Origin of the sequence: Phyllobacterium sp. LjRoot231 (genome assembly GCF_964253365.1) — a bacterium.
Taxonomy (GTDB): domain Bacteria; phylum Pseudomonadota; class Alphaproteobacteria; order Rhizobiales; family Rhizobiaceae; genus Phyllobacterium.
On sequence record NZ_CAXUQT020000001.1, the window covers coordinates 386,035 to 398,804 of the forward strand.

General features: G+C 57.8%; 13 protein-coding genes. 4 read left to right on the forward strand and 9 right to left on the reverse strand.

Going from position 1 to position 12,770, the window contains the following annotated elements:
• Positions 1-102 precede the first annotated feature (102 nt).
• Complete coding sequence (locus tag ACSQ3H_RS01835) at positions 103-867, forward strand: DUF899 domain-containing protein (protein WP_436115462.1); 765 nt, start codon at positions 103-105, stop codon at positions 865-867.
• 134 nt (positions 868-1,001) lie between these two features.
• Positions 1,002-1,295 (forward strand): hypothetical protein, encoded by a 294-nt coding sequence (locus ACSQ3H_RS01840; RefSeq protein ID WP_436115463.1) that lies wholly within the window; start codon positions 1,002-1,004, stop codon positions 1,293-1,295.
• Positions 1,296-1,332: 37 nt separating this feature from the next.
• On the opposite strand, the gene ACSQ3H_RS01845 is transcribed toward ACSQ3H_RS01840, so the two are convergent.
• Positions 1,333-2,403 (reverse strand): adenylate/guanylate cyclase domain-containing protein, encoded by a 1,071-nt coding sequence (locus ACSQ3H_RS01845; protein ID WP_436115464.1) that lies wholly within the window; start codon positions 2,401-2,403, stop codon positions 1,333-1,335.
• Positions 2,404-2,541: 138 nt separating this feature from the next.
• On the opposite strand from ACSQ3H_RS01845, the gene ACSQ3H_RS01850 reads away from it, so the two are divergent.
• Together ACSQ3H_RS01850 and ACSQ3H_RS01855 are read left to right on the forward strand one after the other, a co-directional pair.
• The gene (locus ACSQ3H_RS01850) at positions 2,542-2,979 is read left to right on the forward strand and encodes an SRPBCC family protein (protein WP_436115465.1); all 438 of its coding nucleotides are present in this window, start codon (positions 2,542-2,544) and stop codon (positions 2,977-2,979) included.
• A 333-nt stretch (positions 2,980-3,312) separates the two neighbouring features.
• A complete protein-coding gene (locus ACSQ3H_RS01855) occupies positions 3,313-5,160 on the forward strand; it encodes a putative bifunctional diguanylate cyclase/phosphodiesterase (protein ID WP_436115466.1) in 1,848 nt (615 codons plus the stop codon).
• Between the two features lie 21 nt (positions 5,161-5,181).
• Here ACSQ3H_RS01855 and ACSQ3H_RS01860 read toward each other — a convergent pair whose 3' ends face one another.
• The 8 genes from ACSQ3H_RS01860 to ACSQ3H_RS01895 form a co-directional block, all read right to left on the reverse strand.
• Positions 5,182-5,523 (reverse strand): cupin domain-containing protein, encoded by a 342-nt coding sequence (locus ACSQ3H_RS01860; protein ID WP_436115467.1) that lies wholly within the window; start codon positions 5,521-5,523, stop codon positions 5,182-5,184.
• 75 nt (positions 5,524-5,598) lie between these two features.
• Positions 5,599-6,432, reverse strand: a complete 834-nt coding sequence (locus ACSQ3H_RS01865; protein WP_436115468.1) for a 5-deoxy-glucuronate isomerase — start codon at positions 6,430-6,432, stop codon at positions 5,599-5,601.
• Positions 6,433-6,434: 2 nt separating this feature from the next.
• Positions 6,435-7,415: a mannonate dehydratase gene (locus ACSQ3H_RS01870; RefSeq protein WP_436115469.1), complete on the reverse strand. Its 981-nt coding sequence runs from the start codon at positions 7,413-7,415 to the stop codon at positions 6,435-6,437.
• 13 nt (positions 7,416-7,428) lie between these two features.
• Positions 7,429-8,244 carry an ABC transporter ATP-binding protein gene (locus ACSQ3H_RS01875; RefSeq protein ID WP_436115470.1) on the reverse strand — a complete coding sequence of 272 codons (816 nt, stop codon included), beginning with the start codon at positions 8,242-8,244 and terminating at the stop codon, positions 7,429-7,431.
• On the reverse strand, positions 8,238-9,068 hold the full coding sequence (locus ACSQ3H_RS01880) for an ABC transporter ATP-binding protein (protein WP_436115471.1): 831 nt from the start codon (positions 9,066-9,068) through the stop codon (positions 8,238-8,240). The genes ACSQ3H_RS01875 and ACSQ3H_RS01880 overlap by 7 nt, the downstream gene beginning before the upstream one ends.
• 5 nt (positions 9,069-9,073) lie before the next feature.
• Positions 9,074-9,982 carry an ABC transporter permease gene (locus ACSQ3H_RS01885; protein WP_436115472.1) on the reverse strand — a complete coding sequence of 303 codons (909 nt, stop codon included), beginning with the start codon at positions 9,980-9,982 and terminating at the stop codon, positions 9,074-9,076.
• The gene (locus ACSQ3H_RS01890; RefSeq protein WP_436115473.1) at positions 9,979-11,040 is read right to left on the reverse strand and encodes an ABC transporter permease; all 1,062 of its coding nucleotides are present in this window, start codon (positions 11,038-11,040) and stop codon (positions 9,979-9,981) included. Before ACSQ3H_RS01890 ends, ACSQ3H_RS01885 begins: the two co-directional genes overlap by 4 nt.
• Positions 11,041-11,065: 25 nt before the next feature.
• Positions 11,066-12,670, reverse strand: coding sequence for an ABC transporter substrate-binding protein (locus tag ACSQ3H_RS01895; protein WP_436115474.1), 1,605 nt, complete (start codon positions 12,668-12,670; stop codon positions 11,066-11,068).
• Positions 12,671-12,770: the final 100 nt, after the last annotated feature.

Genomic DNA, 12,770 nt, shown 5'->3' on the forward strand with positions numbered 1-12,770 from the left:
CACTCTCACCATTCGATATCCCGTCCTAATCTATCTCACGACCAACAACCAGTGCGCCGCACGAAAACGGTGCGAGCGACGCAGGACACGAAGGAGAAGACGATGACGACACATATGACCGGGACACGTGAAGAATGGCTCGCAGCACGGCTCGATCTGCTCAAGGATGAAAAGGATTTGACGCGCCGAAGCGATCAGTTGGCGTTGCGGCGGCAGGAACTGCCCTGGGTCCGGGTCGACAAGGAGTACCGTTTCGAGACCGATGAAGGGAGCGCCTCGTTGGCGGATCTCTTCCAGGGGCGCTCGCAACTCCTCGTCTACCATTTCATGTTCGGTCCCGACTACACGGCGGGGTGCGTCTCCTGCTCGGCGATCGCCGACGGCTTCAACGGCTTTGTCGTCCATCTGGCGAACCACGACGTCACGCTTTCGGCGGTGTCGCGAGCCCCCCTCGCGAAGCTGCAGGCGTACAAGCAACGGATGGGGTGGACGTTTCCCTGGGCATCCTCGCGCGACGGAGACTTCAACTTCGACTTCAACGTCTCGTTTACCGAGGAGCAGCAGCGCGAGGGGCACATCGACTACAACTACCGGCGCGGCGGCCATGCGATGGACATGACGCCGGTCCCGGAGCCGGTCGCCCACCTCGCGGCCAAGTCCGGAACCGATGCCCCGACCTATTCGCGTGATCGGCCGGGTCTGAGCGCTTTCGTCCTGGAGAACGGCGTCGTCTACCACACCTATTCGACCTATGCGCGCGGCGTGGACGGTCTCTGGGGTATGTACCAGTGGCTCGACCGCGCGCCCCTCGGGCGCAACGAGACCGGCGCGTGGTTCCGCCGCCACAATGAGTACGACAAGAGTTAAATCGGTTGTGGCTATGATCGTGGCGGACGTCTCCCGGACGTTCGCCCTGCCCAGGTTCAACCGGGGACAGGAGGTCTCACGACGCATGGCTTCCGTGAGAGCTTCCCAGCGAGCTCTATCGCAGGAGAAAAATCATGAGTGAGGTTGATACCGGCGGAAGCGCCTGCGGCGCGATCCGTTCTGAACGCGGCAACGTGGCCGCCCTCGGCGCGGCCGACTGGCTATCCCTAGCGGCCGCGCCGACCTTTGCACTCATGGCGCTGCTTACCGGCGTTCTTGGTAGTGGCCCGCTGGATGCGCTCTGCTCTGCCGCACAAGATGCGTCACCGCTGAGCGGAATGGTCACGATGTACTTGCTCATGAGCGCATTCCACTTGGCGCCCTGGTTGAAGCTGGTCTCAAGCCGACGGAGCGGTGTCGATCAATGAATTCAGGCGAGGAGCGCACGAGAGAGGCGGCATTTCACTACTGCAGGGCAAACACCGCGCACGGCGCGGCAATGCCGCGCAGCCTGTACTCGCCGAGCGGTATCCGTAGCTGCGTCGTTTCCGCCGCAAAGGTGCCGGAGAGCAACACCGTGTGGCCGAGCGGCCTACACAGGCCCTCCAGCCGGCTCACCAGGTTCACCGCGGGGCCGATTGCGGTGAAATCCAGCCGGTCGGCAGTGCCAATATTGCCCCACAGCATCTCGCCAAGATGCAGCGCCATACCGAACGACAGAGGCGGCTCGCCTTGCGCGGCGCGGGCGCGATGAAGGTGATCCATCCCGGCGCGTGCGGCGGCAACCGCGCGCAGCGCCGCATCACATGCGGCGGCAGCGTCACGTTCTCCGATCGGGAAGATCGCCAGTACGCCGTCGCCAATGAATTTTAGTACCTCGCCGCCGAAGGCGTGGACGGCACCGGCGATGCGGTCGAACCAGGCATCGAGTGCGGCAATCACCTCCTTTGCCTCTGTCGACTCCGACAACTCGGTGAAGCCGCGGAGGTCGGCAAAAAGCAAGGCCGCCCGAATAGTCTCACCCGGCTCACGCCGCAAACGGCCGGCCAGCACCTGCGCCGCGCTTCGCCGGCCGAGGTAGGTCGTTAACAGCGCGGCCATGGTTGAGCGTGCGGCCAGCAAGGCAAGCGGCGCAGCGGCAAAGCGCGCAACCTCATGCAGCAGCTCCGATTCGGGTCCGCTGAACGGCCGGCTCGCAGTCCAGGCAAGCACGGCACCATCAGACACGCGGCCGGCGAAATCCTCCTGTACAATACCTGTACCGAGACCGGCCAGCCAGTTGCGAGCAACATGGTTATGCTCGGGATCGGCAGGTCTGGCCAAGTTCAGTGCCTCTATCACTCTTCCCGTATCGGCGCGCCATAGCCAAGTGCGCCGCTCGATGACCGGGTGCGGTGCCGCTTGGGTGAGCGCGCCACCGGCCAGCGGCATGCCGTCGGCGATGAGCCGTTCTGCGAGCGCAGTGAGGAAGGCGTCGCCGTCCGGCGCGTCGATCGCCTTGTCGACCAGGAAGGAAAGAGCGGACGGCAGCTGCATAGCTGCCATCATGCAGCGATGTCAGACACCTGTCACGAGCTTTTGTTTCTTGCGCGAGATCCCGATTGGCTTACATTGCACCGATGCTGGGTACCAATGCTGGAAATGACAGTGCGTCCTGCTGGGAGGAGATCACCGATGACCGAGACGCTTCACAGTGAAATCGAGATCGCAGCCCCGCAGGCAACGGTCTTCGCCTTCCTCACCGATCCCGACAAGATCCTGCGCTGGATGGGTACGAAGGCGACGGTCGAGCCATATCCGGGCGGCATCTATCTCCTCAGCATGAACGACACACACACTGCCCGCGGCGAGTTCACGGAGGTGATCCCGGTCCACCGCCTGGCCTACAGCTTCGGCTGGGAAGGGCACGAGAATGTGCCGCCGGGGTCAGGCCTGGTCGAGATCGACCTCATCGAGAAGAACGGCGGCACGCTTGTGCGTTTCACCCATGGCGGACTGCCCGATGAGAAGGAACGCGCCAACCACGAAAAGGGCTGGAACCACTATTTGCGCAGGCTGGCCGTAGCCGCGGCTGGCGGCGACCCGGGACCGGATACACCTCTCGATGCGTGAGGGCCCGGAGACAATCGCGATCGTGGTCAAAACCATCCTCGTCGCGGTCTTTGGGCACCATGTCGAGGATGGCGGGTGCTTGACCACGTCGATGCCACGGCTGTGCCAGGATACAAGCGGAACACCTCGCTCCTCACATCCTTGCAGAAACGCTGATCCCTGATCGGCCGACGCCCCACCGACGCCGGAGGTCGGCTATGGGGCACAACCGGATCTCACAACACTCAATGAACAACTGCAGTTTAATGAAACAACCGTCCGCTCATGTTATCTTTACGGATAAGAAGTATTATCGCACGACCGGTGCGAATATCCCTTGATGTGGAAATCAGTATGAAGCCTGGTGTCAGTGATCTCCTGCTCCATATTCAGAATGAAATTCTGGAAGCCATTGCCTCTGGTGATACGCTGAGAGACATTGCCGATTTGCTGTGTCGCAGGATCCAGAATCTGGTCCCGACCATCATATGTTCAGTGCTTACAGTAGACCCGGACCAGAAGCTTCATCCGCTGGCGGGGCCCAGTCTGCCTGACGCCTACTCTGAGGCGCTCGACGGCATCGAAGCCGGCCCCACCGTCGGGTCGTGCGGAACGGCAGCCTACCTAGGCGAAGCCGTGATAGTTTCAGACATAAAATCCGACCCGCTCTGGGCCGAATTCAAAGCTCTGGCCCTGCCACTTGGACTTCGGGCTTGCTGGTCCACTCCAATAAAGTCGCGCGATGGACGCGTGGTGGGCACTTTTGCTTTCTATTACAAAACAGTCCGGACCCCTGATGAACTGGAGAGGCGAATCGTTCAGACCTGTGTTCATCTGTGCGCAATTGCCATTGAGCATGAAGAAGTGCAGGCGCGCGATTATAAGCTGGCATACTTTGACACGCTAACCGGGCTCTCCAATCGAAGTCGTTTTGACGAAATGCTCTGCGGACGGGTTCATGACAAGGCCGATTTCGGGCTCCTGCTGGTAGATATCGATCACTTGAAATCTATCAACGATACCATGGGACACCTGGTCGGAGACTTCCTGATCCGAAGTGTGGCCGATATGATTGACGAAGACCGGCCGGGAGAGACCGCGTTCCGGTTGGGCGGGGACGAATTTGCAGTCATCGTTGATGGTATAACAACCGCAGACGATCTGACTGTCGCCGCTCAAGGCATTCTCGACAGAACCAGCAGTTCCGTAACTTCTGGATTGGACACACTTTTTCCCAGTGTCACTATCGGCGGGGCGCTGTTCGGTACCGATGGCATTGAGGCAAATACATTGCGGCAGAATGCGGATTTTGCGCTTTACCATGCCAAGGAGACAGCCAGGGGAGGCTACGTTCAATTTCGTCCTGAGCTTCGCACGTCGATTATCGACCGTATCCGAGCAATCCGCAATGTGGACGCTGCGTTGGCCGAGGGCCGCATAACGGCATATTACCAACCAATCGCGCAGCTGGCTTCTTCAGAAATTGTGGGCTTGGAAGCTTTGGTCCGCATGACTGATCCACAGGGCGGCGTGTCCCCTGCGGGCGACTTTGCTGCTGCGTTTTCCGATACCAAGATAGCCTCACGTGTCACTGAGAAAATGCTGCACCAAGTTGCATCTGACATTCGCGAATGGTTGGAACTTGGAATACCGGTAGAGCACGTCGGCATTAATGTGACGACGGGTGACTTTCAAAACGGAAATCTCCAAGAGAAGATCGAGGCATGCTTCGCGAAGCACAATGTCCCGCTCAAGCACATTGTGCTGGAGGTAAACGAGTCCGTGTTTATGGGCGGCAGCGACCAGTTCGTGGCAAAAGCGGTAAAGCGGCTCCGCGACAAAGGACTGCTTGTTGCACTTGATGATTTTGGTACGGGATACGCTTCCCTCACCCATCTGATAAGCTTTCCGGTCGATGTCATCAAAATCGATCGGTCCTTCGTGGAGGCTTTAGCCTATGGAAAAACAAGTTCGGTCATTGTCGCGGCTATCATGGACATGGCTAATCGATTGGACATCCGGGTGATTGCAGAGGGTATCGAATCTCTTGAGCAGGTGCGGCAATTAAGCGAGCTCGGTTGCCAGTTCGGTCAAGGATATCTTTTCGGCAAACCAGTCTCGGCGACAGACATCAGGGAACTTTTGCTGGAGCAGCATCTTAGGTCGCATACGCGATTCGGCAGTTACCCATTCTGGCTTTAGACGCAGAACTTATCGTGCTGCTTATTGTCCCAGGAATTCGGCGCGATGCGGAGTGAATGTATCAATGAGCCGGCCCTTCTCAAGTGCCTTGACGCCGTGAATGCGATTGGGTGGAACAATAAAGCTCCCGCCCTGTTCCATTATTTTCGTAACACCATCAATTGTGACGCCAAAGCGTCCCTCCGCGACATAACTCGCCTGAATATGTGGGTGAGAGTGCTGGGCACCGATTGCGCCTTTTTCAAAAACCACCTCCACCATCATCATCTCATCGAGATAGACCATGATACGGCGCTTCACACCGGGTTCCGGGTTAGTCCATTCCCCATTTTGCGCTGAAACAAACAAGTCGCTTCCACTCATTTTGAGCCATCCTGTTAATGCCGATCCATGGCAAGGTATCGACAGCCTACAATCAACGTTGTCGAGCCGTAATTGTCAGCGAAACTTCTCCCGCATGGCATCGATGCCAGGAATTTTCGCCATAAGCGGGCGATGAACTTCCTCGAAATTCTGTACGAGCGAACGCTGCGTCTTGCCGACAAGAATGGTGAAAATATAGGACGCATGGCCGGGCGACGTCGCGGTGGGATGATAACCGGTCGAGAACGCGAATGTATCGCCATTACGCGTCGCATGGGCATGCGGCTCCTGTCCCTCTTCATACCATAATTGCGAGCCGAAGCCGGTCGGCGGATCGAAGCGCCAATGATATAATTCCTCGTGTGCGGTTTCGCCCTGTTGATCCGTATCGTGCTTGTGCGGCGGGTAGCCGGACCAGCAGCCTTCATCGGCATAGAGTTCGCTGACGAGCAGACGTCCGACGCGATCCGCCTGCTTGTTGCCAAGGATATGGAAGATACGCCGGCGTGATTTCGTTTCGTTGGAACCGACATCGACCAGGTCGACCTCTTCGGGCGAGATGCGAAATGGCTCCATCGGCGCGTTCCAGTGGCCTCCGGCAATGGCGATCTCACAACTCGCGAGTGCTGTGATTGTAACGGCCGCGCCCGGACCGGCGTAGATGGAGTCTGCTTGTCCAGCCCAGACGCTTGCACGTCCACCGACCTCGTTGAATTCCATATCATCGATAGAAACATGACAGCTGCCGGAGAGCGGAACGATTGCCGTCTCAAAGTCGGGCAGACGGTAGCTATACGCCTCCCCCGCGGCAAGTTTCACCAGATTGAAATGAATGAGCGTCGTCGGCTCGCCACCATCGAGAATGGGCGTGTTGCCGTTTTCAAACCTGCGGATCATCTTCGCTGACATTGCTAGTTCGCCTCGCTGTTCAAAACCTGCAACAGCGCTGCAATGTAACCGTAACTGAAGGCGAAAGCGGTGTTCTGCGGATCGCGTCCAGAGATTTGCGGCACATGATCCGGCATAATCATGTATTGATAGCCGACCTCCGCATAGGTCTTGAGCGAGCGCCACATATCCATGTCGCCCTCCTCCGGAAATGTCTCCATGAAAGAAAGCTTGCCACCGCGGATATTGCGGAAATGCACGTTGAACAATTTGCCCCGCTCGCCAAACCAGCGGATGACATCGAAGATTTCCTCGGCTGGATTGTCGAGCATTTCACCGACTGTTCCTTGGCAGAAGTTCAGGCCATGATAGGGATTTTCGCGCAGGAGCACGAATTTCTTCAGCCCCTCGACTGTGCCAAGAACACGCGTCACACCGCGATAGCCGGGTGGCGTATAGGGGTCGTGCGGATGACAGGCGAGCCTTACCTTGTTCGCTTCCGCGATCGGGATCACGCGCTCGAGAAAGTAATCGATCCGCTCCCAGTTCTCGTCTTCATCAACGATGCCGGCAATGGTGGGCGGTTCGTTATGGTCGGCCTTGTCCCAGCGAAACGCGTCATTTCGCGATCCGCCCCGGCCCGTTTCGAGTTCTGTGCGCGGAATGCCAATGATGTTGAGATTGTATTTGACTGCTGGAATGCCGGCCTCTGCCGTCCGCTCGATCAAACGGCATATGGAATCGATCTGCCGATCGCGTTCGGGACCGGCACAGAGAATATCCGGGCTGTACTGTTTTTCGATAACGCGGGAACTCAAGGGCAGTTGGATCATGTCCAGTGACAGTCCGAACCCTGCCAGATGATCGCGATGCCGTTCGAGAATTTTCAGCGTCCAGTCATGCGGATTGCCTTCGGGATCGGCGCAGACATGTTCAATACCAAGTTGTGCCATGACCCGGTAATCATCATCGTCGCGTGCACGAAATTGCGTGCCAAGAAACATGCCGTCCTCCTGTTTATAAGCTGGAAACTTGCGCCTGAGTAATCTCGAGCGGATGTTCCCCGTAGGCTTCGCTCGCTGCGATCAGTTGTTTCGTGTAATTTTCTCTCGCGCCGCCATTGACGAGCGCATCGACATCCAGTGTCTCGACCATGATCCCGGCTTGCATAACCGCGGTGCGCTTGCACATATGAGCGACGACTCCGAGATCATGGCTGACCATGACATAGGTCAAGCCTCGCTCGTCCTGCAGGTCAGATAGAAGATTGAGAATTTCCGCCTGCACCGAAACGTCAAGTGCTGACGTGGGCTCATCGAGCAACAATATGTCTGGCTCTGACATCAGCGCCCGTGCAATGGCAACGCGTTGCCTCTGCCCACCGGAAAGCTGGTGCGGATAGCGCCACAACAGTGCGCGGCTCAGGCCAACGGAATCGAGCGCCGCGTGACCACGGGCCTCGGCACCCGGAAGACTCTGGATGCGCGCAGGTTCCATCAACTGTCGCCAGACAGTATGGCGCGGATGCAGGGCCCCATAGGGATCCTGAAAAACCATCTGCACCTTGCGGTAAAACTTCTTGTCGCGCTTGTTGCGGACATCTTCGCCCGCAACGCGCATGACATCGGCTTCATTGGCCACAAGCCCGGTGATCGCCCGCAGGATTGTCGATTTGCCTGAGCCGGACTCACCAACGAGGCCAAACGTTTCGCCGCGATAGACGGAAAAGCTGGCGCCGTCGACCGCGCGCCGTTCGTCGGCACCCTCACCGAAGGCAACGACAAGGTTCTCGATCTCGATGATCGGCGTGGCGCTGTTCATGTCGTCTACCATGCTGCATCACGCTTGAGGACCGGCAGTCGCCTGCGCGGTGTGTGGATGCGGGGCATCGCATCGAGCAAGCCTCGAGTATAGGGATGGGTGGCCTCGTCGAGTTGATTCGCCTTCAAGGTTTCGACCACCCTTCCCTGGTACATAATCAGCACGCGGTCGCAGAAGCGTCGCACCAGATTGAGGTCATGGCTAATGAAGATCAGTCCGAGGCCGCGCTTTTGTACGAGATCATTGAGAACGTTTAGGATTTCCAGGCGAACGGTTACATCCAACGCCGAGGTTGCTTCGTCGGCGATAAGGATTTCCGGTTCCGAAACCAGCATCATGGCAATCATGATACGTTGTCCCATGCCCCCGGACATTTCATGCGGATACATGCGGTAGACCCGCTCAGGATCGCGGATCTGCACCGCACCAAGCATTGCAACAGCCTTCCGGCGCGCCTCCGATGATGAAGAGCGAGCGTGGATGCGATAGGCTTCAGCGATCTGCTCGCCTACGGTGACGACGGGATTGAGCGAATACTTCGGATCCTGCATGATCAGCCCAATACGGCGACCACGGATACTGTTCATTGTCTTCTCCGATGCAAGGAGAAGATCGATTTCGCCGAGTTGTATGCGTTCGGCTTTCACCTGTGCCGCAGGCGGCGTCAGACGCATGATAGCGCGGCCGGTCATACTCTTGCCGGAACCGGATTCGCCGACGATACCGAGTTTCTCCCGCCCGAGGTCGAAAGACACGCCACGCACCGCATCAAAAATGCCCGAAGCGCCGTGAAAGCTGATCCGGAGATCGCGGACAGAAAGAAGAGGATTATCCATCTCGCTCACTCCTGCCTCGGATCGAGCGCATCGCGCAATGCGTCACCAACCAGATTGAAAGCCAGGCTAACGACGAGAATGGAAAGGCCCGGCATAGTGCCGACCCACCAGCTGTCGAGCATGAAGCGCCGCCCGGTGGAAACCATCGCACCCCATTCCGGGCTTGGCGGCTGCGCACCCAGGCCGAGGAAGCCGAGACCCGCCGCCGTAAGAATGATGCCTGCCATGTTGAGAGTGATCCGCACGATCACCGACGGAATGCACAAGGGTGCGATATGGCCGAACACGATACGCAGGCTCGATGCGCCCATAAGCCGGACTGCCGAAATATGATCCCGCCCACGCAGGCTGAGCGATTCGGCGCGCGCGAGACGGGCGATAGGCGGCCACTGCGTCAAGGCAATCGCGATGATGGCGTTGTTCAAGCTCGGGCCAAGCGCCGCCACAAAAGCCAACGCCAGAATGAGGCTCGGGAAGGACAGGAACAATTCGGTGATACGCATCAGTATCGTATCGAGCCAGCCGCCAAAATAACCGGCAAGGCAGCCGACGATGAGGCCAATGGGCGCAACGATGACACTGACGATCATGACGATGGAGAGCGTGATGCGACTACCCCACAGGATACGACTCAAGATATCCCGGCCAAGTTCGTCGGTGCCGAACAGATGCTGGGTATTGGGCGCCAGCAGCGTTTCTCGCAGGTTCTGTTCGAACGGCGAATAAGGTGCAAGCCATGGTACGAAGATCGCGATGAGCACCAGCACCAGTATGATGGCGAGACCGGCGATGCCGAGGGGATTGGCAGCAAACCGGCCCCAGACATGCCTAACATTCTGGAATGCTGCGTGCGTCGCGCTTGACGGCTCTTGCGTTGTCAACCAGGCCGTCAGCCCCTTGCTATCGGTACTCATTGAATCCTCGGGTCGAAAAACTTGTAGAGCAGGTCGGAGATCACGTTGAGGGCAATGAACACACAGCCGATGATCAGGGTGCAGGCCACCACCACGTTCATGTCGCCAATGACCAGCGCGTTGGTCAGATACTGGCCGAAGCCGGGCCAGCCGAACACAGTCTCGATCAGCACTGCGCCTTCCAGCATGCCGCCATAGGAAAGGGCGACGACGGTCACCAGTTGAACACGAATATTCTTGAAGGCATGGTGCCAGATGACGCTGTTGCGCGGCACGCCCTTGGCGCGCGCCGTGATCACATATTCCTGGCTCAGTTGTTCCAGCATGAAGCTACGCGTGATACGGCTAATATAGGCAATCGACGCATAGGCGAGCACAGAGGCCGGCAGGATGATGTGCGACACCGCGCTCCAGAAAACATCCATATCCCAAGCAAGCAGCGCATCGATCAGCAGGAAACCCGTGACGTTCGGGACAATGTCCTCGTAGAAGAGATCGATTCGTCCGGAGCCGCCAACCCAGCCAAGTTTTGCGTAGAACAGCATCAGCCCAACCATGCCGATCCAGAAGATTGGCGTTGAATGACCGAGCAGCGCGATGAGCCGCACCGCATGATCGGCGAAACGCCCGCGATTCACGGCCGCATAGACACCGAGGGGAATACCGATGCCGGCGCCGAGAATGATCGTCACCGTGGCGAGCTCGATTGTCGCCGGCAGAACGCGGGCGATGTCTTCCATGACCGGGCGGCCAGTAAGCAAGGTCGTGCCAAAATCACCATGCAACAGATTCTTGAAGAATATCGAGAACTGCTGCAGCACAGGCAGATCAAGGCCGAGCTCCTGCTTGACCTTGAGATAGGTGGCGCGGTCGGCATCGGGACCGACTACAGCAATGACGGGATCGACCGGCATCAGCCGACCGATCACGAATGTCAGGAGCACCAGCAGGAAAAGTGTCGTCAGGACACTGAGCAGCGAGCCGCCGAAACGGCGATATTTTCGCAAACCCGAACGCCGCCTTGACGTCCGGATTGCTGTTTCAACCTGATTGACCATGCGCCGGCGACCTGACTCTGCTTTCTTAGTCCTGCTTCTCGACCTCATCCCAGCGGGTCATCCAGCCGATATCTCCCACATAATTCTTAAGCCGAGCGCTCTTGGCATAGGGATCGACACGCTGTGAAATCGGGATCACCGGTGGACCGGACTCTTCAAACAGTTTCAACGCCTGCTTGTAAAGTTCGACACGCTTTTCTTCATTGTCGGTGATGGCCGCAGCTTCGTCGATCAGTTTGTTGACCTCAGGCAATTGGAAAGAGGCACGCCACGCCTGCAAATTGGCGAGGTTGGCGCCGTCATTGTTGTCGGGATTATAGGCATGGGTACGGATCCAGCCGTCTGCGTCGGTCTGAGCCGAGGAAGCCGTGCGGCCCACACCAAGCTCGAACTTACGGTCACGCATGGGTCCATAGGTCTGATCGCCATTGCCGGTCTGGATGTCGACCTTGACGCCGGCAACAGCGAGATTTTGCTGAATGGCTGTCGCAAGATCGGCATAGGGCGTCGAGTTGAGCGAGAGCAACTGTTTGTTGAAGCCTTCGGGATAACCGGCGGCGGCCAGATCCTGTTTGCACTTTTCCGGATCGTACTTGTTGCCGATGTCCGGGATGTAGCCGGGAATGTCGGCCGGAATAAATGTGGTTGCGCTCTTGCCGTAATTCTTCATTACGACATCATTGATATCCCTGTAATTGATGCAATAGCGCAGCGCCTCGCGTACTTCCGGCTTGGCAAATTCCGGATCTTTCGTGCTCATGATCAGATAATAGAAACCGGAACCCACGAGTCGGTCAATGACGATATCGGGATTTTTGGCGAGACCATCAATGTCGGCGGAGACGAGCTGGAAGCCGACATCGAGATCGCCCTTCTCCAGTTGCAGACGCTCTGTCTGCGACTCCGGAAGGTGGCGCACCAGCACGCGTTTCATCTTCGGTTCGCCGCCCCAATAATCGTCGAAGCGATTGAGCACGACGATGTCATTTGGGTTCCAGCGATTGAGGGTGAACGGGCCGGACCCTGCAGCATTCGATCCGAGCCAGCCTCTGCCCATATCGCCATCTTTCTCGTGCTTGGCGAGGACTTCCTTATCGAGAACCGCGCCATAGGCGCGGGTGAGCGCGTTGAGCTTTAGTGATGGCGCAACCGGTGTCGCCACGTCCATCACGAAGGTCTTGTCATCCTTCGCGTGGAATTTCTGGTCTACATTGTCCGCGGTATAGCCCCAATTTGCATAGTAGGCCTTGGCCAGGAGGCCAAGCTTGACTGCGCGCTGCAAGGAGTAAGCAACATCGGACGCCGTGATTTTGCGGCCGCTCTGGAAAGTCGCCTTGTCGTCGAGGGTGAACTCGATCGTGCCGTCCGGCAATACCTTCCAGGATTTCGCCAGCATGGGCAGAACCTTGCCCGGCGTCTGCGGATCAGTACGAACCAGCGTATCATAGAGGTTGGCGATAACATGGTAGGATTCGTAGGAATTGACATTGTGCGGATCAAGGCTGGTGAGGTTGACCATGTTCATGCCGATGACCAGCTGATCCTGCGGCGTCTTTGCCTCGGCCACGTTCATTGTCATGGCAGCTATGACGGCCGTGGTCCCCGCCAGAAAAGCGAGATAGTGCGACATAGATTTCCTCCCTATGGATCGCGCTCTTAGTTGTATGACATCGTAGTATTGATTATTGGAGCACGCAAGGCCAAATTTGTTGAATATGCTGGATCCTAGT

Excerpts from the sequence above, each read along its gene's own strand:
- ACSQ3H_RS01835 (WP_436115462.1), top strand. The coding sequence starts at position 103 with ATGACGACACATATGACCGGGACACGTGAAGAATGGCTCGCAGCACGG.
- ACSQ3H_RS01840 (WP_436115463.1), top strand. The coding sequence starts at position 1,002 with ATGAGTGAGGTTGATACCGGCGGAAGCGCCTGCGGCGCGATCCGTTCT.
- ACSQ3H_RS01845 (WP_436115464.1), bottom strand. The coding sequence starts at position 2,403 with ATGCAGCTGCCGTCCGCTCTTTCCTTCCTGGTCGACAAGGCGATCGAC.
- ACSQ3H_RS01850 (WP_436115465.1), top strand. The coding sequence starts at position 2,542 with ATGACCGAGACGCTTCACAGTGAAATCGAGATCGCAGCCCCGCAGGCA.
- ACSQ3H_RS01855 (WP_436115466.1), top strand. The coding sequence starts at position 3,313 with ATGAAGCCTGGTGTCAGTGATCTCCTGCTCCATATTCAGAATGAAATT.
- ACSQ3H_RS01860 (WP_436115467.1), bottom strand. The coding sequence starts at position 5,523 with ATGAGTGGAAGCGACTTGTTTGTTTCAGCGCAAAATGGGGAATGGACT.
- ACSQ3H_RS01865 (WP_436115468.1), bottom strand. The coding sequence starts at position 6,432 with ATGTCAGCGAAGATGATCCGCAGGTTTGAAAACGGCAACACGCCCATT.
- ACSQ3H_RS01870 (WP_436115469.1), bottom strand. The coding sequence starts at position 7,415 with ATGTTTCTTGGCACGCAATTTCGTGCACGCGACGATGATGATTACCGG.
- ACSQ3H_RS01875 (WP_436115470.1), bottom strand. The coding sequence starts at position 8,244 with ATGGTAGACGACATGAACAGCGCCACGCCGATCATCGAGATCGAGAAC.
- ACSQ3H_RS01880 (WP_436115471.1), bottom strand. The coding sequence starts at position 9,068 with ATGGATAATCCTCTTCTTTCTGTCCGCGATCTCCGGATCAGCTTTCAC.
- ACSQ3H_RS01885 (WP_436115472.1), bottom strand. The coding sequence starts at position 9,982 with ATGAGTACCGATAGCAAGGGGCTGACGGCCTGGTTGACAACGCAAGAG.
- ACSQ3H_RS01890 (WP_436115473.1), bottom strand. The coding sequence starts at position 11,040 with ATGGTCAATCAGGTTGAAACAGCAATCCGGACGTCAAGGCGGCGTTCG.
- ACSQ3H_RS01895 (WP_436115474.1), bottom strand. The coding sequence starts at position 12,670 with ATGTCGCACTATCTCGCTTTTCTGGCGGGGACCACGGCCGTCATAGCT.